The organism is Burkholderia ubonensis subsp. mesacidophila (assembly GCF_002097715.1).
GTDB classification, from domain to species: Bacteria; Pseudomonadota; Gammaproteobacteria; order Burkholderiales; family Burkholderiaceae; genus Burkholderia; species Burkholderia mesacidophila.
The window spans coordinates 2,116,352-2,138,936 of the sequence record NZ_CP020738.1 but is presented as its reverse complement, the minus strand read 5'-3'; the positions used below and the strand labels follow the sequence as shown (position 1 = coordinate 2,138,936).

General features: G+C 68.7%; 18 protein-coding genes and 1 pseudogene. 6 read left to right on the top strand and 13 right to left on the bottom strand.

Features of this window, described 5'->3' with window-relative positions:
* Positions 1 to 60 precede the first annotated feature (60 nt).
* The gene (locus tag B7P44_RS26930) at positions 61 to 615 is read left to right on the top strand and encodes a putative glycolipid-binding domain-containing protein (protein ID WP_084908957.1); all 555 of its coding nucleotides are present in this window, start codon (positions 61 to 63) and stop codon (positions 613 to 615) included.
* On the opposite strand, the pseudogene B7P44_RS26925 reads toward B7P44_RS26930, so the two are convergent.
* The 5 genes and pseudogenes from B7P44_RS26925 to B7P44_RS26905 all read right to left on the bottom strand — a co-directional run bounded on the left by B7P44_RS26925 (position 576) and on the right by B7P44_RS26905 (position 5,824).
* A pseudogene (locus tag B7P44_RS26925) lies at positions 576 to 1,474 on the bottom strand (alpha/beta fold hydrolase). The gene B7P44_RS26930 and the pseudogene B7P44_RS26925 overlap by 40 nt on opposite strands.
* A gap of 4 nt (positions 1,475 to 1,478) precedes the next feature.
* Complete coding sequence (locus B7P44_RS26920; protein WP_084908956.1) at positions 1,479 to 2,384, bottom strand: metal-dependent hydrolase; 906 nt, start codon at positions 2,382 to 2,384, stop codon at positions 1,479 to 1,481.
* Positions 2,381 to 3,310 carry an SDR family NAD(P)-dependent oxidoreductase gene (locus B7P44_RS26915; RefSeq protein ID WP_084908955.1) on the bottom strand — a complete coding sequence of 310 codons (930 nt, stop codon included), beginning with the start codon at positions 3,308 to 3,310 and terminating at the stop codon, positions 2,381 to 2,383. Before B7P44_RS26915 ends, B7P44_RS26920 begins: the two co-directional genes overlap by 4 nt.
* Positions 3,311 to 3,333: 23 nt before the next feature.
* Positions 3,334 to 4,905 (bottom strand): flavin-containing monooxygenase, encoded by a 1,572-nt coding sequence (locus B7P44_RS26910; RefSeq protein WP_084908954.1) that lies wholly within the window; start codon positions 4,903 to 4,905, stop codon positions 3,334 to 3,336.
* Between the two features lie 247 nt (positions 4,906 to 5,152).
* Positions 5,153 to 5,824, bottom strand: a complete 672-nt coding sequence (locus tag B7P44_RS26905) for a lysoplasmalogenase (protein ID WP_084908953.1) — start codon at positions 5,822 to 5,824, stop codon at positions 5,153 to 5,155.
* Positions 5,825 to 6,298: 474 nt separating this feature from the next.
* On the opposite strand from B7P44_RS26905, the gene B7P44_RS26900 reads away from it, so the two are divergent.
* A complete protein-coding gene (locus B7P44_RS26900) occupies positions 6,299 to 7,168 on the top strand; it encodes an ion transporter (protein WP_084908952.1) in 870 nt (289 codons plus the stop codon).
* On the opposite strand, the gene B7P44_RS26895 is transcribed toward B7P44_RS26900, so the two are convergent.
* The 4 genes from B7P44_RS26895 to B7P44_RS26880 form a co-directional block, all read right to left on the bottom strand.
* On the bottom strand, positions 7,169 to 8,149 hold the full coding sequence (locus B7P44_RS26895; RefSeq protein WP_084908951.1) for a sulfonate ABC transporter substrate-binding protein: 981 nt from the start codon (positions 8,147 to 8,149) through the stop codon (positions 7,169 to 7,171).
* Positions 8,150 to 8,275: 126 nt separating this feature from the next.
* Complete coding sequence (locus tag B7P44_RS26890) at positions 8,276 to 9,109, bottom strand: MerR family transcriptional regulator (protein WP_084908950.1); 834 nt, start codon at positions 9,107 to 9,109, stop codon at positions 8,276 to 8,278.
* A 9-nt stretch (positions 9,110 to 9,118) separates the two neighbouring features.
* Positions 9,119 to 9,688, bottom strand: coding sequence for a GNAT family N-acetyltransferase (locus tag B7P44_RS26885; RefSeq protein ID WP_084908949.1), 570 nt, complete (start codon positions 9,686 to 9,688; stop codon positions 9,119 to 9,121).
* 97 nt (positions 9,689 to 9,785) lie between these two features.
* Positions 9,786 to 11,054: an AraC family transcriptional regulator gene (locus B7P44_RS26880; protein ID WP_231716715.1), complete on the bottom strand. Its 1,269-nt coding sequence runs from the start codon at positions 11,052 to 11,054 to the stop codon at positions 9,786 to 9,788.
* Between the two features lie 152 nt (positions 11,055 to 11,206).
* Here B7P44_RS26880 and B7P44_RS26875 point away from each other — a divergent pair, with 152 nt between their 5' ends.
* Complete coding sequence (locus B7P44_RS26875; protein WP_084908947.1) at positions 11,207 to 12,571, top strand: MFS transporter; 1,365 nt, start codon at positions 11,207 to 11,209, stop codon at positions 12,569 to 12,571.
* Between the two features lie 88 nt (positions 12,572 to 12,659).
* Complete coding sequence (locus B7P44_RS26870; protein ID WP_231716714.1) at positions 12,660 to 13,787, top strand: porin; 1,128 nt, start codon at positions 12,660 to 12,662, stop codon at positions 13,785 to 13,787.
* A 12-nt stretch (positions 13,788 to 13,799) separates the two neighbouring features.
* Here B7P44_RS26870 and B7P44_RS26865 read toward each other — a convergent pair whose 3' ends face one another.
* Positions 13,800 to 14,705 carry a LysR family transcriptional regulator gene (locus B7P44_RS26865; RefSeq protein WP_084908945.1) on the bottom strand — a complete coding sequence of 302 codons (906 nt, stop codon included), beginning with the start codon at positions 14,703 to 14,705 and terminating at the stop codon, positions 13,800 to 13,802.
* 125 nt (positions 14,706 to 14,830) lie between these two features.
* Between B7P44_RS26865 and B7P44_RS26860 the strand changes: the two genes are divergently transcribed.
* Positions 14,831 to 15,829, top strand: a complete 999-nt coding sequence (locus B7P44_RS26860) for a quinone oxidoreductase family protein (protein WP_084908944.1) — start codon at positions 14,831 to 14,833, stop codon at positions 15,827 to 15,829.
* Positions 15,830 to 15,873: 44 nt separating this feature from the next.
* Here B7P44_RS26860 and B7P44_RS26855 read toward each other — a convergent pair whose 3' ends face one another.
* Positions 15,874 to 17,388, bottom strand: a complete 1,515-nt coding sequence (locus B7P44_RS26855) for an MDR family MFS transporter (protein ID WP_084908943.1) — start codon at positions 17,386 to 17,388, stop codon at positions 15,874 to 15,876.
* Positions 17,389 to 17,627: 239 nt separating this feature from the next.
* On the opposite strand from B7P44_RS26855, the gene B7P44_RS26850 reads away from it, so the two are divergent.
* On the top strand, positions 17,628 to 19,187 hold the full coding sequence (locus tag B7P44_RS26850; protein ID WP_084908942.1) for a methyl-accepting chemotaxis protein: 1,560 nt from the start codon (positions 17,628 to 17,630) through the stop codon (positions 19,185 to 19,187).
* A 200-nt stretch (positions 19,188 to 19,387) separates the two neighbouring features.
* Here B7P44_RS26850 and B7P44_RS26845 read toward each other — a convergent pair whose 3' ends face one another.
* Together B7P44_RS26845 and B7P44_RS26840 are read right to left on the bottom strand one after the other, a co-directional pair.
* Complete coding sequence (locus B7P44_RS26845; protein WP_084908941.1) at positions 19,388 to 21,055, bottom strand: ATP-binding domain-containing protein; 1,668 nt, start codon at positions 21,053 to 21,055, stop codon at positions 19,388 to 19,390.
* Positions 21,056 to 21,183: 128 nt separating this feature from the next.
* Positions 21,184 to 22,038 (bottom strand): helix-turn-helix domain-containing protein, encoded by an 855-nt coding sequence (locus B7P44_RS26840; protein WP_010096915.1) that lies wholly within the window; start codon positions 22,036 to 22,038, stop codon positions 21,184 to 21,186.
* Between the last annotated feature and the right edge of the window lie 547 nt (positions 22,039 to 22,585).

Below are 22,585 nucleotides of genomic sequence, written 5' to 3'. Positions count from 1 at the left end.
TTGTGCGAGGATGCAGCGCATCCGGATTCGGAACGGCATCAGAACAGGCAAGGAGACGACATGCGTGAAGTGCGTTGGACGTCGCTGGAAGGCGACGGGATCGAACATCTGGCGTTCGACCGCAGCGACGGCGGGATCATCGTGGAAAGCGCGGTGGTCGGCCAGCGGTACGGCAAGTCCTACGGGCTCGCGTACCGGGTGGTCTGCGACGCGCAATGGCGCGCGACCTACGCGGTGCTCAAGGTGATGGGCGGCGGCACGCTCGAGCTGCACGGCGACGGCCGAGGCCACTGGCGCGACGGCTCCGGGCGGGCGCTGCCCGAGCTGGACGGCTGCATCGACATCGACATCGCGGCGACGCCGTACACGAACTCGCTGCCGATCGGCCGCCTCGGGCTCGCGCGCGGCGAGCGGCAGCCGATCGACGTCGTCTACGTGTCGACGCCCGACCTGAAGGCGACCCGGGTCCAGCAGGCGTACGCGTGCATCGAGCCGGGCCGGCGCTATCGCTACGAAGGCATCTTCCGGGATTTCACCGCCGAGATGGACATCGACGACGACGGCCTCGTGATCGACTACGAGACGCTGTTCAGGCGCCTGCCTGCAGGCCGCTGAGCGGCGACGCCGCCTTTTTCTCGTGCGCGGCGGCGAAGCGGTCGATCCGCGCCGCGATCAGGTCGGGGTCGCGCAACACGATCCAGTGCGCGCCGGCGATCTCCTCGCGCACGTGCTCGCCGAGCCAGCGGTCGAGGCCGGCCGACATCTCCGGCGTCACGTAGCGGTCGCGCACCGGCACGAGGATCTGCACCGGCGCCTGCGCGTGACGCTCGCGCGGCCGCCGGGCCCGCGCGAGGAAGTTCGCGCGATACATCTGCATGCCGTTCAGTGCGTTCTTCAGCTGCGCAGGGTCGCGCTCGGGGCGGACGCGCTCGGTGAGCTGCAGCCAGCGCGGCCACAGCGCGGCACCGCCGAGCCGCCAAACCAGCGACGGCACGAGCGGCAGGTGGAAGAACGCGATGTACCACGACTTCAGGCTCTGCCTGAGCCGCATCTTCGCGCGGAACACATGGTCGAGGCATGGCCCGGAGATCGACGTGTACGACGCGATGCGCCCGCGCAACGCCGGATCGGTCACCGCTTCCCAGCACTGGATCGACCCCCAGTCGTGACCGACGAGGTGGAACGGGCGGCCGCCGCAGGTCGCGTCGGCGACCGCCTTCAGGTCGTCGGCGAGCCGCGCGAGCGTGTAATCGGCACGGCGGCGCGGCGCATCGGACGCGCCCGCGCCGCGCACGTCGTACGCGATCACGCGGTAGCGCTTCGCGAGCCGCGCGCGGATCGGCTCCCACACCCTCGCCGAATCCGGGTAGCCGTGCACGAGGATCACGGGCGGCGCGCGGCGCGAGCCGCTCGCGTAGACGGCGAGCTTCACGTCGCCGGACTGGACGGTCAGCATCTCGCTTGCGCGCGCCATCGCATCACGCCTGCGGCGCCGGATGCAGCGGCACGCGGCGCGGCGCGGCCTGCGCGGCGTAGCGCGCGTTGGTCGCGTCGATGTTCGCGAGCAGCGTGTCGAGCCCCTGCAGGTACTGGTGGTTGTCGTGGTCCCACGGATGGAAGCCTGGCCGGAAGTAGTCGAGCCATTCTCGCGCGATGCTCGGGAACACGCCATTGCGCGGGCTGTACAGGTACTTCACGAGCCGCCACATGCCGCCGAACTTCCCGTGACGGCGCCGATGCGCGAGCATCAGGCGCACGTGGAAGTCGAACACGATCGTCCAGAACATGATGGTCGTCGTCAGCATCGTGCCGGTGCGCAGCAGGTAGCTGCCGAGGCCCGGCTTCATCACGGCGTTCCACACGTCGTACGAAACCGCCTTGTGCTCGGTCTCTTCCATCGCGTGCCACATCCACATCTGCTGGTAGCCCTCGACGGAGCCGTCGATCCGGTGCTCATGGCCCGACAGCAGCTGGTTCGCGAGAATCGCTGTGTAGTGCTCGAGCGCGATCGTGATCGCGAGCTGCATCGAATGCGGCAGCACCTTCTTGAACCAGCCGAGGATCGCCCACAGCCGCTTGTCGAGCTTGTGCGCGGGCAGCCCCGACGCCTGCAGCAGGTCGTTGTACTCGATGTGTTCGCGCGTGTGCATCGCCTCCTGGCCGATGAAGCCCATCACCTGCTTCTTCAGCTGCGGGTCGTCGATCCGGTCGCGGTAATTGCGCACCGAATCCATGAAGAACCGCTCGCCGGCCGGGAACAGCAGCGACAGCGCGTTCATGAAGTGGGTGACGGGCACGCCCTGGACATGCCAGTCGCGCGCGCGCTCCGGGGGCAGCGCGAAACGGATGTCGCGTCGCACGGGCATCATCTGCGGTGTCGTCATGACTGTTCTCCTCCCTGATTGCCAGCGTTGTTGTACGTTGCGTGGGCCGGCGCGGGCGTCGCGCGGGCCGCGAGGCGGCACGCTTTCGCGGCTTCACGCCGGCTCGCCAGGACGACGAGCGCCTGGTATGCGCACGGCAGGATGCGCGCCATCCAGTCGGCGCCGCGCGCATCGCGGCCGATCAGCACGCGGCGCTTGTTCCTGCGCACGCCGGCGAGGATGGTGCGCGCCGCGTCTTCGGCGGTCGTGATGAAGAACTTCTCGAACTCGTCCTTGCCATGCTGCTCGCTTTGAACCATGAAGCCGACCATGTTCTTCGCGACGCGGCTCGACTGCGCGATGTTGGTGCGGATGCCGCCCGGATGCACGCAGGTGGCCGATACGCCGCAGTTCATCATGTCGAGTTCCTGGCGCAGCGATTCGGTGAAGCCGCGCACTGCGAACTTGGTCGCGTTGTAGGCGCTCATGCCCGGCTGCGCGAAGATCCCGAAGATGCTCGACGTGTTGATCACGTGGCCGTCGCCGGACGCCTTCAGGTGCGGCAGGAACGCCTTCGTGCCGTGCACGACGCCCCAGAAGTTGATGTTCACGATCCATTCGAGATCGCTGTATTCCATCCCGTCGATCGTGCTCGACAGCGCGACGCCCGCGTTGTTGAAGATCAGGTTGACCTTGCCGTGCTCGTGCGCGGTGTCGTCGGCCCACGCGAACATCGCGGCGCGGTCGCCGACGTCCAGCACGCGCGTCGTCACGCGCACGTTCGGCGCGACCGTGCGGGCGATCCGTTCGGTTTCGGCGAGGCCGACCGCGTTCTTGTCGGCGAGCGCGACGTGGCAGCCGGCCTGCGCGAGCTGCACCGCGAGCGCGCGGCCCATGCCCGAGCCCGCGCCGGTGATCGCGGCGACCTTGTTGGCGAAATCTCTCATGTCGGTTGGCTCCTGTTCGGGTCTCAGGCCGCTTCGGCGGAAGCGGCGGGAGCGGCGATCGGCCGCGCGGCCGTGTCGGGTTGCGGGACGCCGTACGCGTGGTAGTCGGCCATCGAGAAGCGCGCGGTCGCCTGCCGGAAGCGCCACGTGAAGCCCGGCCACAGCGTCGTGTTCTTGCCGGTGCGCGGGTCGAGATACCAGCTCTTGCAGCCGCCCGTCGACCAGATCGCCTTCTTCAGCCGGCCCTGCAGGTCGTGATTGAACTTCGCCTCGACGAGCGGGCGCACCTCGATCGCGTCCGCGCGCTCGCGGCGCATCGCCTGCAGCGCGCCGAGGATGTACTCGATCTGCGACTCGATCATGAACACCATCGAGTTGTGGCCGAGGCCGGTGTTCGGGCCGACGATCATGAAGAAGTTCGGATAGCCGGGCAGCGTCGTGCCGAGATACGCATGCGCGCCGTCGCGCCACGCATCGACGATGTCGAGGCCGCCGCGACCGACGATCGCGCCGCGCGGAAACGGATCGGCGACCTGGAAGCCGGTGCCGTAGATCAGGCAGTCGACTTCATGGCGCTTGCCGTCGGTCGTGACGACCGCGTTGTCCTCGATCCGCTCGATACCGGTCGTGATCACGTCGACGTTCTTGCGCGACAGCGCCGGGTAGTAGTCGTTCGAGATCAGCACGCGCTTGCAGCCGAGCGTGTAGTCCGGCGTCACGGCGCGGCGCAGGTCCGGATCGGGAATCTGCTTCCTGATATGGCGCAGCGCGAGCTTCTGCACGTTCTTCATCAGCGACGGATGGATCGCGAAGCCGAGCACGCGCGATTCGAGCATCCAGTAGATGCCGCTCCGGACGGCCTTCTGCGTGAACGGCAGCGTGCGGAACAGCCACTGTTCGAGCTTCGTCACGTTGCGGTCCGGCTTCGGCATGATCCACGGCGGCGTGCGCTGGAACAGCGCGAGCTCCTTCACGCGCGGCGCGATCTGCGGCACGAACTGGATCGCGCTCGCGCCGGTGCCGATCACCGCGACGCGCTTGCCGTCGAGCGAATAGTCGTGGTCCCACTGCTGCGAGTGGAACGCGCGGCCCTTGAAGGTCTCGACGCCCGGGATCGCCGGCAGCGCCGCGCGCGACAGGCCGCCCATGCCCGACACCAGCACGCGCGCCGACAGCCGCTTGCCGTTCGCGAACGCGAGGCGCCAGCGTTGCGCGGTCTCGTCGTACTCGGCGCGCTGCAGCGCGTGGTTCAGGCGCAGGTGCGCGCCGATTCCGAAGCGCTGCACGCAGTCTTCGAGATAGGCGCGGATCTCCGGCTGCGGCGCGAACATGCGCGTCCAGCGCGGGTTCGGCGCGAACGAGAACGAGTAGACGTGCGATTGCACGTCGCATGCACACCCGGGGTAATGGTTGTCGCGCCACGTGCCGCCGACCGACGCCGCCTTCTCGAGGACGACGAAATCGGTCACGCCCGTCTGCCGCAGGCGAATGGCCATCCCGAGACCGGCAAAGCCGGTGCCGATGATGGCGATGTCGACGGTTTCGTCGGGGCCGTCGTGACCAGGGGGGGCGTAAGGCAACGTGCGAGCATTCATCCGGGTGTCTCCGTTATGGCTCATTTTTGAATGTTACATTGGTTGATGTAACGATAGAGGGTGAACCTGGAAACCGCAAGGGGCTAGACGGTGGGCTCTAATGGCCGGAAGCCTTGCGGGAAAAGGCGGAGACGGGTTTGAACGCGGTGCTGGGCAGGTCGGCCGGCGGTCCGGCGAAGCCCGTGGAACGCGGGTTGGCGGGGGATGGCGCAGACCGCCGGTGCGCGGCGGTCTGTTTGAAATCGAATCAGGGCCGGAACGATCGGCCGGCCGTCTCATGGAAAACCCCGGCGACGATCGTGACCTGCGCGAGCGCGTACAGCGCCCAGATCAGGTAGTCGATGCCGGTGAAGCCGCCGAGGAAGCGGCCGACGCCGATCAGCGTGTCGGAGCCGACGAAGATCAGGCTGCCGAGCGCGACGAGCGGGCCGCGGGTGCGTGCGGCGAGCGCGAAGCTCGCCATCGCGCACAGCACGAGCATGTAGACGGCGACCGGCGCGGCCAGCTCGCCGAGATGCGGGAAGAACGCGGCGTAGAACGCCGGCGCCGCAATCCATAGCCCCGCCAGCGCGGCGACGCGCCAGCCGCGCGGTCGCGCGCGCCACGGGACGAAGATCGCGCAGTAACCCAGATGCGTGAGCAGGAACGCGCCGAGCCCGCCGACGAACGACGGCGGCCAGCCGGGCAGCGCGAGCAGCACGTCGCCGAGCACGGCGGTCGCGAGCGCCGCGCACAGCCATGCGCGTTCGCGCGGCGCGCCGCAGGTCACGCCCGCCGCGAGCAGCAGCACGCCCATCGCGGCTTTCGCGGCGGCCTGTCCGGGATAGGGCGCGGCGGCAAGCGAGAGGCCGTAGGCGAGGGCGGCGGCGACGGCGAGCGGCCAGAGGCGGCGGTAGGCGGCGGGAAGCGTGGCGGTCATGGCGGGCGTCTCCGGGAGGCTTGTTGTCGTTGTGGGCGGCGCGCCCGTGCGGGCGCGGCTGCCGGCCATTATCCGGAAGAAGGCGCGTGCAAAAAACCGGCGATTCCTTCTAGGCGGCACGGGCCGCGATTCGGCTTGCCGTCACCGGGGTGGAACGTGCGTTCCCTCCGGGGCGGATGAGTGGCGGCGGCAAGCCGTGGCGGGCGCAACGGGCTCGGCCGCCGGTCGGCATGCTATATTGCACGCGTTTTTTTGCTCGTCCCGGCCTTCGTTTCGCGCGTCAAGACAACGGGCAACACACCGATTCCGACGAGAGCGTCAGCCTCGGGCAGAAGCGCACATTGGCCGGCCGACAACACGACCGCTCGGCAACGTTCCTTGCTTCATGGCTCGCCGGGCCGACCTGCGTCTCGAACCCGACTCCCCTCGTTTCCAGCCGGCTCGGTCAAATCAACCAACAGAGCCGATATCCCCATGGCCACTCAGGAAAAACCGATCCCGCTCTCCAACTGGCGCCGCAAGCTGTATATCGTCGTCTGCGAGGCGGATACGCGCGCCGGCCGCATATTCGACCTGGCGCTGACCATCACCATCCTGGTTTCGGTCGCCTGCGTGATGCTGGAGAGCGTCGTTTCCATTCAGCAGCGCTACGGCACGCTGCTGACCGCGCTGGACTGGCTGTTCACCATTCTGTTCACGATCGAGTACGGGGTGCGGCTGCTCTGCGCGCGCCACCCGCTGCGCTACGTGAAGAGCTTTTTCGGCGTGATCGACTTGCTGTCCATCCTGCCGCTGTACCTGGGGCTGTTCATTCCCGAAAGCCGGGTTCTGGCCGACATCCGCATCCTGCGCCTGCTCAGGGTGTTTCGCATCCTCAACCTCAGCCGCCATCTCGGTGAAGCAGCCCAGTTGCAAAAGGCGCTGCTGGCCAGCCGGCGCAAGATCACCGTGTTCCTGGTCACGGTCCTTCTGCTGGTGGTCGTGCTGGGCACGCTGATGTTCGTGATCGAGGGCCCGGAGCACGGCTTTACGAGTATTCCGACCAGCATCTATTGGGCGATCGTGACGCTGACGACCGTCGGGTTCGGCGACATCACGCCGCAAACGCCGCTCGGGCGAGCGCTGGCCAGCTTCGTCATGATCACCGGCTACGGCATCATTGCGGTGCCCACCGGCATCGTCAGCGCGGAAATCGCCCGCAGCACGCCGCCGGGGCCTGCCGGCAATCGCTCCGCGCCCCGACAGTGTCCGCATTGCTTCACCGGGGACCACGACCGGGACGCGCGTTTTTGCAAGCATTGCGGGGGCGAAATGCCCGGCTCGGCAAACGACGCGGCCGGTTGACTACTTCGTCGCGAGCGCAGTCGCCACGCGCTTGTCGGTCCATGCGTTGTCGGCGACGCTCAGCTTCTGCGGAATCAGCTTCGCGTCGTAAAACGCATCCGCGACGCCCTGCTGGGTCGCGACGATCTGCTCGTCGATCGGCACCGCGCCGAACGGCACGCGCTTGATCCACGCTTCGACCAGCGGCTCGGGCAGGCCGACCTTCGGCGCGAGCAGCGCGGCGGTCTCGGCCGGATGCCGGTTGACCCACAGGCCGGTCGCGCGCGCCTGCTGCAGGGTCACGGCGACGATCTCCGGATGGCGCTGCGTGAAATCCCGCGTCGCCTCGTAGAAATTGTTGGTCGGCGCGAGGCCCGTGTAGTCGGACAGCGTGCGGACCTTCAGCGTGTCCTGCGCGGCCGCATAGTAAGGATCCCAGATCGCCCACGCATCGACGTTGCCGCTTTCGAACGCGGCACGCGCGTCGGCGGGCGGCAGGTAGACCGGGCGAATCTCGTCGTAGCGCACGCCGGCTTTCTGCAGCGCCTTCAGCAGCAGGTAGTTCGCGCTGGAGCCTTTCTGCAGCGCGACCTTCTTGCCGCGCAGGTCGGCCACCGATCGGATCGGCGAATCGGGCTTCACGACCACCGCCTCGTTGTGCGGCGCCGGCGGCTCCGCGCCGACGTACACGAAGCGCACGCCGGCCGCCTGCGCGAACACCGGCGGCGGCGCGCCGGTATAGCCGAAGTCGATGCTGTTCGCGTTCAGCGCTTCGAGCAGCTGCGGGCCCGCCGGGAATTCGAACCACTGGACGCGGTAGCCGAGCGGCTTGAGCCGCGTCTCGAGCGCGCCTTGCGCCTTGACGACCGACAGCAGGCCGGCCTTCTGGTAGCCGATGCGCACGACCTTGTCGGCGCCGCCTTGTGCGAACGCCGGCGCCGCGCAAACCGCGACGAGCGTCGCGGCGGCGGTGCGGGTGATCCAGCGGGTGAAACGAATCATCGAACGGGCTCCATGCGAAACGTCTTCGGGCGAGCGGCGGGCGTGCCGCTCGGTTGGAAGAATCGTCGCATGGGCGATATCGGCGACCAACGAAGCATTGCCGATATCAATATGACGCCGGCGCGCCTATGCTTTGTCGCCGTCGTGGCCCGGCGCGCCGGTCTGGCGCGCGGCTTCGTCGCTGAGCTTCTTGTCGAGGATGGTCGCGACGCGGCCGCCGAGATACGCGCTCGCCGCGGCCTCGAGCGCGCGGTTCGTCTCGCCTTCGACGAACACGGCCGCGAGCGGGCGCAGGCGCCAGATCGCGTCGACCAGCGCGGGCACGTCGGTCGGCGGCGGCAGCGTGCCTTCGTCGTAACGATCGAGCCGCTTCACGACGAGGTCCACGAGCAGCCGCGCGATCGCGTCGAAGTGCGGGCGTGCGAGGCTGATCACGTCGAGCAGCTCGCGCGGCGGGATGCCTTCCTTCGTCATCGCGGCCGCCGCCTCGAGCAGCGCGGGGCTCTTCGCGACGAACGACAGGCCATGCCGCTCGAGCAGGCCGAGCTCGGTCACGCGCGCGAGCTGCGCAGGCGTTTGCGGGCCGAACATCTGCGTGAGCGCGGCAAGCGAGTAGGTCTTCGGCCGCTCGTGCGACCAGCGGCCGCCGATCGCATTCTCGAGACCGAGGATCGAGCGGAGGTCGTGGCCTTCGTCGATCGCCATGATCAGGTCCTGGATGTTCGACAGCGTGTAGCCGCGCGCGAGCAGGTGGTTGATCAGCTTCAGCCGGGCGACGTGCGTGTCGTCGTAGATGCCGACGCGCCCGCGCTTCTCGGGCGGCGCGAGCAGGCCGCGATCCTGGTACGCGCGGACGTTGCGCACGGTCGTGTCGGACACGCGCGCGAGCTCGTCGACGGTGTACTCGTTGCGGGTGTCCGCAGCGGCCTCGTCGGGTGTGGAATGAGTCTGTTTGGGCATGCGGGCATTCTAGCGCGACGCGGCGGGCGAAGGCGCGGGCGACGGGGGGAGTGAGCACGCACCCGCGCCGAGCGGGCGCTGCAGCAGCGCGGTGTCGATCCAGCGGCCGTGCTTGAAGCCGACCGCTTTCAATAGGCCGATCGGCTCGAAGCCGAACGCACGATGCAGCGACGTCGAGCCGCCCGTGCCGCCGTCGGCGATCACCGCGATCATCTGCCGCCACGGGCCGGCCTCGCAGCGCGCGATCAGGGCCGCCAGCAGCGCACGGCCGGTGCCGCGCCCGCGCTGCGCGTCGTCGATATAGATCGAGTCCTCGACCGTGTGGCGGTACGCGCTGCGCGTCCGGTACGGCGTCGCGTACGCGTAGCCGGCGACGCGACCGTCGCATTCCGCGACGAGATACGGCAGCCCGTCGCGCAGCACGGCGGCGCGGCGCGCGCGCAGTTCGGCGACGTCGGGCGGCGTTTCCTCGAACGACGCGACGCTGTGGCGGACGTGATGCGCGTAGATCGCGTGGATGGCATCGAGGTCGGCATCGGTCGAATCGCGGACGATGCAGGCGGCTGGCGTGGCGGACATGGTGGCGGGGCGACAGGGGGCGATGCGGGGAAATCGCTACTATGCGGGCGATTGCCGGGCCCGTAAAGCGGCGGCCGCGCGTCCGGCGTCGCGGCGTTCAGCCCGGCGGCCGCTTCTTCTGCGTGTCGCGCGGCAACTCGTTGAAGCGGGCGAAGTAGTAGCCGGAAAACCGGCCGAGGTGCCCGAAGCCGAACGTCAGCGCCGTATCGGTGATGCTGGCCATCGGGTCGGTCAGCAACTGCGCGCGGGCGGCGTCCAGCCGGATGTTGCGCAGCAGCTCCATCGGGGTCGCGCCGTGGTAGCGGCGACACAGCACGTTCAGCGTCCGAAAGCTGACGCCGGCGGCCCTGGCGAGATCTTCGAGCGAGATCGGCGCGCAGAGCCGTGCGTCGATGAATTCGAGCAGCGCGTCCATCTGCCTGATGCCGCCCTGCGATCCGGATTCCGCCGGCGTGCCGCGCGATTCCGGCGTCGGGCCGGCACGCGCGGTAGCGGGCGGCGGCGGGCGATGCACGAGCAGGAACAGCGCGAGGCTTCGTTCGAAGTGGTCGCGCCACTCGGCCCGTATGCCGCCGTCGTCGGCAACGGCGAGGACATTGAGCAGCGACTGCGCAATCAGATCCCATTGCGACGCAAGCGCCGTCGGCAGCAGGAATCCTGGCGCGAGGGCGGGCGCCTCGTCGTCGGGCGGGCGGCCGGAAACCACGCGCATCAGCGAATCGGGCACCTTGACGATCAGTTGCCGGGTGCCGGGCCGCCAGCGCAGGCGCACGTGCGTCCTGGGCGCCAGCACGGCGGTGCGTCCTTCGGACACGCGCATCACGTGCCCGTCGCACTCTATCTCGGCGCCGCCCGCGAGCGACGTGTGGACGAGCGAAAAGCCGTCGAACGGGCGCGGGATGACCTCGACTTCGGCGCCGTACTGCAGCGCGTAGACGGTCAGGTGATTCAACTGCCCCTTGAAAAGCGCCGCGTCGGGCACGCCGCGCTTCCAGCGCAGCGCATGCTCGGCCAGCTCCAAGGAGACCTGCTCGTGCGCATCCATGCGCAATCCGGATCGGAACAGGCAATTCCGGTACAGCGCGGACAGCACTTCCGCATTGGGGGTGAGGGGCATGGCGTCTCCTGTGTGGCGTTTCCGTGCCGCGCATCCGGCTGGCCGCGGCTGCGCGTCGTGCCACATCGGCTTCTCTAGCGTGGGAGATATCCCGAATGGATGATATTGATCTTCATCGGGATTGTCTAAAGTATTGCAAGAAACGGATAGTCCCGTTCGTGCCGAGGAAAAATCCGGATAACGCGCGGCGTGCGAAAAAAGCGGATCAAATTCGCGAGCCGCCTGCAAATTCCGGATAGTGGAAATCATTGTGGCTTCCTACACTGCGCCGGCATCCGGACGGAAACCGTTTGGCGATTGTGTTTCGTACAACTACGAAATCAATGCGCCGAACGATGGCGGATGCCGCGCGACGGTTGCCGCCGGCCCTGAACCCCATCTGTAGAGAGGAAGGAATTTACATGCGTCAAATCAACCTGCAGGCGCTCTCGGACGACGCGCGGCTGGGCACGCTGCACGGCGTCGTGCTTTTCTGGTGCGCGCTGATCATCGTGTTCGACGGCTACGACCTGGCGGTGGCCGGCATCGCGCTGCCGGCGATCATGAACGAGATGGGCGTCAATCCCGCACAGGCCGGCTTCATGGTCAGCTCGGCGCTGTTCGGCATGATGTTCGGCAACATCGTGTTCGGGACCGTCGCCGAGCGGATCGGGCGCCGCTGGGCCATCGCGGCCTGCCTGACGCTGTTCAGCGTGTTTACCGCGGCGGCCGGGCTGGCGCCGACGCCCGCGCTGTTCGGCGCCGCCCGCTTCCTGGCGGGCATCGGCATCGGCGGCGTGATGCCGAACGTGATCGCCCACATGACCGAGTACGCGCCGCGGCGCGTGCGCAACACGCTGGTGACGCTCATGTTCAGCGGCTATTCGGCCGGCGGCATGCTGGCGGCCGTGATGGGCAAGGGGATGATCGAGGCGTACGGATGGCAGTCCGTGTTCGTCGCCGCGGGCGCGCCGGTGCTGCTCGTCCCGCTGCTCGTGAAATGGATGCCGGAATCGCTGCCGTTCCTGATCCGGCGCGGCAGGACGGACGAGCTCGCGCGCATCGCACGCCGGCTCGATCCGGCGTACCGGCCTCAAGCGGGCGACTGCTATGTCGTCCCGCGCGAGGGCAACGCGGGCAACGCGCCGGTGCGCCGGTTGTTCGACGACGGTCGCGGACTCAGCACGGTCATGTTCTGGATCGCGTGCTTCATGTGCCTGTTCATGGTGTATGCGCTCAGCTCGTGGCTGACCAGGCTGATGGCGAGCGCGGGCTACAGCCTCGGCTCCGCGCTGACGTTCGTGCTGGTGCTGAACGCCGGCGCGATGGTCGGTGCAATCGGCGGCGGCTGGCTGGCCGATCGATTCCCGATCAAGACAGTGCTCGTGTCGATGTATCTGCTCGCCGCGGTGTCGATCACGCTGCTCGGCTACGAGGTGCCCACCGCGCTGCTGTTCGTGCTGGTCGGCCTGGCCGGCGCGTCGACCATCGGCACGCAGATCGTCAACTGCGCGTATGCGGGGCAGTTCTATCCGATGGAGATCCGTGCGACGGGCATCGGCTGGACGCTGGGCGTCGGCCGCAGCGGCGCGATCCTGGCGCCGATCGTCATCGGCGCGCTGGTGGGCATCGATCTGCCGCTGGAACAGAACTTCATGGCGATCGGGCTGCCTGCGCTGGCGGCGGCCGTCGCGGTCGGACTGATCGATCATCGGCGCTCGGCTTCGCACCACGGCCGCCCGGTGTCCGGCGGCGAGCGGCAGGTGGCGCATGCGCAACAGTCCTGAGCGGCAGATCGGCGGGGCGCCGGCGCGAGGCCGGCGGCCGATCGCGCGCGGCAACGCTGCGTCGTTTGTCTCATGGAAAAACTCAGTCATGCATATCGATTCAGGGGCGTTGAAGGCGATGGTGAAGGGGAATGCGCTTGCAATGGCGCTGATGGCGGCAGCCGGCATCGCGCATGCACAAGGCAGTGTGACGCTGTACGGCATCGTCGATACCGGCGTTTCGTACTACAACCATGCGGCGAAGGGCGGATCGGCGGTGGGCATGCCGCATCTGACCGGCGAATTGCCGTCGCGGTGGGGCGTGAGAGGTGCCGAAGACGTCGGCGGCGGCTACCGGGTGTTCTTCGTGCTGGAAAACGGCTTCCAGCCCGGCACGGGCGGGTTCAATTACGGCGGGCGGCTGTTCGGCCGGCAGGCGAACGTGGGCCTGAGCAGCGATCACGGAACGCTCACGCTCGGCAGGCAAATGAACATGACGGCCTATGCGCTCGCCAACGCCGACGTCATCGGGCCGTCGATTCATTCGCCGAGCAACTTCGACGCGTATCTGCCGAATGCACGCAGCGACAACGCGATCGGCTACCTGGGCAAGTTCCGGGGATTCACGATCGGCGGCACCTACAGCTTCGGCCGCGACGCCGCCGGGCCGGCGGGGCCGTCGGCCACCGGCTGCGCGGGGCAGGTGCCGGGCAATCCGCTCGCGTGCCGGCAATATACGGTGCTGGTCGCATACGACGCGGCGCGCTTCGGTGTTGCGGCGTCCTACGACGTGAAGCGCGGCGGGGCGGGCGCAGCGGCGCCGCTCGACAGCAGCGCGTATACGAGTACGCACAGCGTCGTCGACGGATACGCGGTGATGGGGCGCGCAAAGTTCGGCGCGGGATGGATACGGAACAACGTTGCGGCGGCCACCCATTTGCAGACCGACATCTTCTTCGCCGGCGTCACCTATACGCTGACGCCCACGGTGTCGCTCGACGCGCAAGGCACGCGCTATCTGCAACGCGGGCCGGCGTGCCACGCGGACGCGAACGCGAACGCGACCCTGCTGGTCGGGCGCGCGAACCATCTCCTGTCGAAGCGGACGCGCGTCTATACGTCGGTCGGCTACATGCTGAACAGCGCGACGGCCGCCAAGGCGGTCGCCGCCGGCGGAACCGCCGGCATGGGGCGGAACCAGATGGGGATCATGGCCGGTCTGCAGCAGCGGTTCTGACGGGCCGCGGCGTCAGAGCTGCCCGTCCGCCGCGCGCACCGCATCCGCGATCGCGTCCGCAACGCGCTGCACGCGCGGTGACCGGCGCACGTCGGGGTGCACGACGAGCCAGATCTCGCGTTCGATGTCGCAGCGCGGCGCGGAGGTCAGCTCGACGAGCGCCGCGGGCGCGAGCCTGCCGGGGGCAGGCGCCGCCGTCACGGAATCGATCGCCGGATCATCGACCAGAAACCGCGGCAGCAGCGCGACGCCCGCGCCGGCCAGGCACGCGCGATGCAGCGCCGCGAGGTCGTTTGCGATGAACGCGAAGCGGCGCCCGGCCGCGAAGCGTTCGAGCCATTGCTGCTGCGGCGTCTGCGCGAGCGCGTCGTCGTAGCCGAGGAACGGCCACGTGTCGGGCGGGGCGGCCGCCCATTCGGACGACGCGCACAGCGCGAAGCGCATCGTGCCGAGCCGGCGCGCGGCGAGCCCCGGTTCGCTCGGCCGCGACAGGCGCACCGCCAGATCGGCTTCGCGCGCATACAGGTTGGCCGCGTGCATCTCGCCCATCAGGTCGATCCGCAGCGCCGGCCACGCGCGCTGCGCGCGAGCGAGACGCGGCGCAAGGAAGTGGCTGGCGAACACCGGCGACGCCGACACGCGCACGACGCCGTCGAGCGCTGCTGCCCCCTGCGCGGCGCGCGCGAACGCATGGGCGTCGGCTTCGAGGCGCGCCGCATGCTCGGCGAGGTGCAGGCCCTCGTCGGTCGGCGGCCAGCCGCGCGGCAGCCGGTCGAACAGGCGGATGCCGAGCGCGGTTTCCAGCGCGTCGATGCGCCGCGCGACCGTCGAATGCTGGACCTGCAGCGACCGCGCGGCCGCCGACAGGCTGCCGCCGCGCATCACCGCGAGGAAATAGCGGATGTCGTCCCAGCTCATCGGCGGCGCAGAGGTCGTCGCATCATCTGTCGAATTTTGCACAGTAGTTGGTCGTCAATCGTGAATTCCGCTCGATTATGCACGATGGGATCATCGCATCACTTCATTCGATTGCGAGGAACGTCATGACCCAAGCTGCCACTGCCATCCGGATCGGGATCGATCGTTACGGCGACGCCGGCGTGCTGCGCCGCGTGGATGCGCCCGTCGCGCTGCCCGGCGCCGGCGAGGTGCGGATTCGCCAGACCGCCGTCGGCGTGAATTTCGTCGACATCTATTTCCGGACCGGCGCACACGCGCTGCCCGCGTTGCCGGACGCGCTCGGCGTCGAGGCGGCCGGCGTGATCGACGCGGTCGGTCCCGGCGTGACGGATCTCGTGCCGGGCCAGCGCGTCGCGTACGCGGGACTGCCGACCGGCAGCTACGCGACCCTTCGCACGCTGTCGGCCGAGCGCGTGCTGCCCGTGCCCGACACGCTGAGCGACGAGGCGGCTGCTGCCGGGCTGCTGAAAGGGATCACGGTCTACATGCTGATGCATCGGGTCCGGCAGGTCCGCGCGGGCGACACGGTGCTCGTGCATGCGGCGGCCGGCGGCGTCGGGCTGCTCGCCACGCAGTGGGCGCGCGCGCTTGGCGCGCGGGTGATCGGCACGGTCGGGTCGGCCGCGAAGGCGGCGCTCGCGCGGGCGCACGGCGCGGAAGCGGTCGTCGACTATCGCGACGACGATTTCGTCGCGGCCGCGCGCGCGTTCGGCGGCGGCGCGGGCGTCGATTATGCGATCGACGGGATCGGCGGCGACGTGCTGACGCGCACGCTCGGCGCGGTCAGGCCGTTCGGAATGGTCGCGAGCATCGGGCAGGTGGCCGCGATCGGCGCACGGCAGACCTTCGACCTCGACGAACTGGGGCCGGCGCGTTCGATCGCACTTGCGCGGCCGAGCGTGCTCGGCTTCATCGCGCGGGACGTGGCCGGCTATCGGGAAGCCGCGCGCGTGACGCTCGAGCGGCTGGCGGGCGGGATGCACGTCGAGATCGGCGCGCGGCTGCCGCTCGAACAGGCGGCCGATGCGCACCGGATGCTGGAAGCGCGGGCGACGACGGGGGCGGTAGTGCTGGTGCCGTGACGGGGCGCGGGGCAGGCCGCCTGCCCGCTTACCCGCTTACCCGCTTACGCGCGCTTGCGCAGCGGCGCATCCTCGACGAACCACGCGAGCACGAACGCGATCGCGATCACCGCCGACGCCGCGAGATACACGACGTGCAGCGACCCCGCGAACGCATGCAGGTATGCGTCGCGCACCGCGTCCGGCAACCGGTGCACGGCGGCGGGGCCGAGCGATGCCGGCAGCTCGGCGCCGGCCGGCAGCGTATTCGCGAGCCGCGTCTGCAGCCCGTTCGAGAACAGCGCGCCGAACGCCGCGACGCCGAGCGAGCCGCCGATCGAGCGGAACAGCGTGACGCCCGACGTCGCGACGCCCATGTGGCGGAAATCGATCGTGTTCTGCACCGCGAGCACGAGCACCGGCATCACCATCCCGAGCCCGATGCCGAGCAGCGCCATGTAGCCGTACATCGTGTGCAGCGGCGTGTCGAGCGACAGCGTGGACAGCAGCGCCATCGCGACGCCGCCGACCAGCGTCCCCGCGATCGGAAACGCGCGATAGCGGCCGAACCGCGAGATCAGGCGACCGCTCGCCACCGACATCGCGAGCATCCCGCCCATCATCGGCAGCAACTGCATCCCGGCCTGCGACGGTGTCGAGCCCTTCACGACCTGCAGGTACAGCGGAATGAACGTGACCGAGCCGAACAGCGCGACGCCGACGACGAAGCCGATCAGGCTGCACAGCACGAAGGTGCGATGGCGGAACAGCGCGAGCGGCATGATCGGCTCAGCGGCGAGCCGCTCCTCATAGACGAACCCGCCGATCGCGACGACGCCGAGCACGAGCGTCATCCACAGCTGCGGCGATGACCACGGCAGCAGCGAGCCGCCTTCGCTCGTGAACAGGATGATGCAGGTGAGGGCGGTCGCGAGGAACGCGGCGCCCAGGTAGTCGATCCGGTGCTTCACGTGCGCGGCGTGCGGCTTGAACGCGACGCCGATCACTGCGAGCGCGACGAAGCCGAGCGGCAGGTTGATGTAGAAGATCCAGCGCCACGACAGGTGCTCGACGAGGAAGCCGCCGAGCAGCGGCCCGATGATCGTCGCGAGGCCGTACACGCCGCCGAACATCCCCTGGTAGCGGCCGCGCTCGTCGGGCGGGATCAGGTCGCCGATCGCGGCCATCGTGACGACCATCAGGCCGCCGCCGCCGAGCCCCTGCAGCGCGCGCAGCAGGATCAGCTGTGTCATGTCCTGCGCGACGCCGCAGAGCACCGAGCCGGCGAGGAACAGCACGATCGCCGCCTGCAGCACGATCTTGCGGCCGTACAGGTCGCCGAGCTTGCCGTACAGTGGCAGCACGACGGTGGACGACAGCAGGTACGCGGTCACGACCCACGACAGCTGGTCGAGCCCGCCGAGCTCGCCGACGATCGTCGGCAGCGCGGTGGACACGATGGTCTGGTCGAGCGCGGACAGCAGCATCACAAGCAGCAACGCGGCGATGATCAGCCCCACGGGCGTGTCGCTGCGAGCTGCGTCGGCGGTCGGCGTGCGCGGAACGGTTTCGGTTTGCATGGGGGATATCTGCCATGGCAGTGAATTGCCCGAAAATATAGGGGCTAAAGGTTGCCTAGTCAATTTCTGCTTATCCCTGAATTGTTTCAGGCGTAACAAGAAGGCGATGCCCGACGCCGAATTTGACGTAAATCACGGAATGAAAGGGGGCCGGACTCAAGTTTTCTGCAGGCAATCCGTAATACAAAATGCCGCGCACCGATCGCCGCGAGACTTTTTTTTACCGCCCACGTTCCGTCATGAACCTGAACGCCCTGTTTTCCCGATTCTCGATCCGGACCCGGATCTTCTCCACGCTTGGCCTGGTTGCCGGCCTGCTCGTCATTTCCGGGCTGATCGGCCTTGCCGGCATGCAAAGCTCGAACCGCGCGCTCGACGAGGCGTATAACGGCCAGCTGGCCTCGAAGACCGCGCTTTCCGCGTCGACCCTGAACCTGACGATCGTGCGCACGACGCTCGATCGCGCGATGCTGCATCCCGAGGCGCCCGAAGTGCCGGATCTGCTGACGAAGGCGGACAACTACCTCGCGAAGGCGGACGCCGCGTGGCGTACCTACGCGGCGATGCCGCACGACGGCGACGAGAGCGCGCTTGCCAGCCGCACGGACGCCGCGCGCCAGGCGCTGATCGGGCAGGCGCTCAAGCCGATGGCCGACGCGATCCGGACCGGCCGCCGCGACGAGGCCGACCGGCTGCTGATGACGGTTGCGCCGCCGCTGTCGGTCGCGCTCACGCAGGCGACCGATGCGCTCGACAACTTCCAGGCGGCACAGGGCAAGGAGGTGTTCGACACCGCGCAGACGTATTACGCATGGCTGCGCGCCGGCGCGGTCGCCGGCATCGCGTTCGGCATCGCCGCGTGCCTCGGCTGCGCGATCGGCCTGCATTTCGCGATCTCGCAGCCGCTTGCCCGGTTGCTGACGCACTTCCGCCGCCTGTCGGACGGCGACCTGACCTCGGAAGTGCGCTGGGCGTCGCGCGACGAGATGGCCGAACTGGTCAAGGGCGTGCAGGGCATGCAGTCCAGCCTCGCCGACACCGTGCGCCAGGTCACGCGGGGTTCCGAGGCGATCGTCACCGCGACGCACCAGATCGCCGCCGGCAACACCGACCTGTCGCAGCGCACCGAGGAGCAGGCCGCCGCACTCGAGGAGACGGCCGCGAGCATGGAGCAGCTGACGGCGACGGTGAAGCAGAACGCCGATAACGCGGCCGAAGCGCAGGCGTGCGCGGACAGCGCGTCCCAGATCGCGTCGAAGGGGGCGACGGTCGTCAGCGAGGTGATCGGCACGATGAACGAGATCGACCAGAGCTCGCAGAAGGTCGCCGACATCATCGGCACGATCGAAGGGATCGCGTTCCAGACCAACATCCTCGCGCTGAATGCCGCCGTGGAAGCGGCGCGCGCGGGCGAGCAGGGCCGCGGCTTCGCGGTGGTCGCGGGCGAGGTGCGCACGCTCGCGCAGCGCTCGGCCACCGCGGCGAAGGAGATCCGCACGCTGATCGGCGAATCGGTCGAGCGCGTCGCGAACGGCTCGCGGCTCGTCGGCGTGGCCGGCACGACGATGCAGGACATCCAGCAGGCGATCGCGCGCGTGACCAGCATCATGACCGAGATCGCGGCGGCGTCGAACGAACAGCGCGACGGGATCGAGCAGGTGAACCTCGCGGTGTCGCAGATGGATCAGGTGTCGCAGCAGAACGCGGCGCTCGTCGAAGAGGCGGCTGCCGCGGCCGCGTCGCTTGAAGAGCAGGCCGATGGCCTGCGCCGCGCGGTCGGCGCGTTCCGCGTCGCGTAAGCGGGTTCGACTGACGCTGCCTGACCGGCCGTGCCTGACCGGCCGTGCATGGCCGGTCAGGCGAATCCAGCCGGCCGGACTGAACCGGACCAAGCGGTCGACCTTACTGGTTCAACCAAGCCCAACCGGCCGGTTTCCCCCACACGCGCCCGATCCCGATCGGCGCCCATCCACCAGCCAGCCCTGTCCGGGCAACCGCCTTACGCCCCCGTGAGCTGCGCAGCCGCGCGCGCCGATGCGACGAGCAGCAGCTTCATCGTCGCGCGGGTCGCGCCGACGAACAGCTTGCGGGCCGCGCGCGCGTCGAGCGTGTCGAAGTCGATCTCGGTGAGGATCACGCACGGCGCCGATTGCCCCTTGAAGCGATAGATCGAATCGAGCAGCACGTCGCCGTCGTGGTATTCGGGGTTGCCGAACAGGTCGTACTTGCCGGTAAAGCGCTTGACCTGGTGGGGCCCAAGCTGGTCGAGCGCTGCGAGCGCCGAGCCTTCGCGCCCGCGGTACGACAGCACCGCGATGTCCTGCTTGCGGAATCCGAGCGACAGCGCCTGCGTGATCGCGCGCTTGGTCGCGTCGATGCACGCGTCGGCCAGCGCGGCGGGCGACGCGTTCGCATCACCGTAGGCGGACACGACGAGATCGGAGCCGTCGAACGGGCTGCCCGAGCGCAGCTCGGCGGCAAGCGGCTCGACGCGGCCGACGACGTCGCGCACGAAATCGAGCAGGTCGCGCGGGCTGCGGTAGTTGGTGAGCGCCTTGAGCGACACCCAGCCCGGCAGCGCCACCGGCTCGCGCATATAGAGGTTCTGCAACGGATCCTCCAGCCACCACCACGCGCCGTCCGGCGCGAGCAGCCGCTCCAGCGCGGTCGCCCATGACGGATGGAAATCCTGCCCCTCGTCGACGATCAGGACGTCGACGCGCCAGCGCTCGGGCACTGGCGTTTCCGCGAAGCGCGCTTCGAGCCGCCCGAACGCGTCGGGCGCGTCGAAATCCGGCGTGTAGCCGCCGTCGCGCGCTACCCAGTCGCACAGCTGGTGGTAGTTCGCGATCTTCGCGCCGGGCGGCGCGATGCGCGCGATGTAGTCGGCGAGCGGCCGGTTGAAGCAGACGTAGAGCACGCGCCGGCCCGCGGCGATCGCGTCGCGCATCGCCTGCACCGCGAGCTGCGTCTTGCCCGAGCCCGCGGTGCCGATGACGCGCAGCCGGAACGGCGTGAACTCGAGCTTGCGGGCCCATTCGGCGAGGCCGCCGGACAGCCGCGTGACGAGCGTGCCGGCCTGCCCGACGAGCGCGCTCGTATCGGGCGTGAGCGCCAGCTCGTCCGCGAGGAAGTGATGGATCTTCGGCGCGTTCGCGACGCGCGGCTCGTCGGCGGGCAGGATCTGCTGGATGACCTGCGCGAGCTGCGCCTTGCGCGTCGCGTCGACGATTCGGTCGGACGGGACGCCCGCGATCGCGGCCTGGCGGATCGTGTAGTCGGGACAGTAGAGCAAAGCCTCCACGCCGTAGACGCCCGCGCCGAGCGCGGCGGTCAGGCGGCGGTGCAGCGTCTCCTGCGTGCGCGCGAGCTGGATCGGCACGTTGCGCTCGGTCTGCAGGTAGACCTTGACGAGCCCCTTCGGCGTCTCGCGCAGGAAGCCCGCCTTCTGCTCGATCAGCAGGACGCGCCCGGCCGGGCTGACGACGACGAACGCCGCTTCGCCGAACACCGAGAAACCCTGTTCGGCGCGGGTCCAGTGCACGCCGTGGTACACGGTGTAGCTGTCCGGCAGCGCGTGTTCGAGTGCGGCGAGCGTCTCGCGCTCGCGTTCCGCCGCGCCGGTCGCGGCGAGGCTTTTCCAGTCGTCGGGGATGAGGCGGGCCATGAGGTCGGACGCGGTGGTTGCCGGCGTGGGCGTGAACGGGTGCGGCTATTGTACTGAGGAACCCGTTCGCCGCCGCGGCGCGGCGTGTGCGCTGGCCATCCGGCCGATGATGGGAGCGGGCGGGGCGCTCAGCTCCGCGCGAGCCGTTTCGCGAGATCCGCGCTGAGGATCGCCATGCGTGCGGGTTTTTCGTAGCAGACCACGTCGAATGCGCGGATCACTTCGCTGATGTCCGCCTCGCTCGCGCGGCCGGTGAGCAGGTCGCCCGTCAGCACGAAGATCGGCGCGCCGGGGTTGTCGGACGTGCGCACCGCCTTGATCCCGGTCGCGGCCGTGCAGTCGTCGAACAGCCATTCGGTGACGACCGCGTCGAACGCCTGGCCCTGCAGCGCGTCGACGAATGCCGTGAGGCCGTCGAACGTGGCCGTCGCGAAGCCTTGCCGTTCGAGATAGCGGCACAGTTCGGTCGCGCTGACGCGATCGGGGTCGATCACGGCGACGAGCAGTTTGTCGCTCTCCGCGCGGCGCGGATAGATTTCGATCTTGTGCACGTCGTACGCGTTCTGGTAGAGCACGCCGCTATGGCGCAGCACGCGCCAGTGGCCGTTCTGCTCGTACGCGACGAACTCGGGCCGCGCGCCGGCTTCGAGCGGCGCGCCGATCCAGGCGGTGCACGGAATCTCGGCCACGCCCGCGTACAGCACGGCTTCCTGCGAATACGCGCCGACCATGCCGGGGTCGAGCGTCTGCGCGCCGAACAGCTGCGCGGCGGGCTCGCCGTACGCTTCGGCGACTTTCTTGATCTGCGCGAGCGTCCACGGGCTGCTGCCGCGCAGTTTGCGGTGGCCCTGGGAAAAGCTGAGGTCGAGGATGCGGCACAGCTCGGTGGTCTGCTGCCGCTTGCCGATGCCGTTGCGGGTCATCAGCTCGCGCACGCGCTCTGCGACCGCGAGGGAATCCGTGGTTATTGCTTCAGTGGTCATGCTACGGGAGCGGGATCGGTTCAGGACGACGCCTTGCGGCGGAACTCGTCGGACAATCTCGGAGACGTCCAGTGGCGAGCCGACCGGCCACGCGCGGAAAAGATAACTTTACCGCAAAATGGCATCGGTTCCCTGTAGTGAAACACGCGATTGTGTGAAAGGTGTTTCGCAACGTTACACTGAGTGTGCGTCCAGCTCTTGTTGGGCGGGGCTGTTCGAATTTATTCACAACGTCAAGCGCCGATTCTGATTTGTATCGGCTTGATTCCTATCGGATTTGCACATAATCGGACCGTCATCTCGCTCGACGGACTGTGGCGTAACGTCACATCTGCACTTCCGCAGCCATCGCGCGCGCCAGTCATTCGGTCTGGGCCAGAAACGAGGGCCAGCAACGTTTTGCAGCGAGTCATTCAAGCTCGCCTGCGAGAGCGTCTGTCGAATCGACCGGATGCGCATGGCATGGAATCCCTCTGGTTCAATGAAAGGAGCGGGGAGTGCTTGCGACCCGCCCGCATCGATTCGTTGCTTGATCCGCTGCGACCGC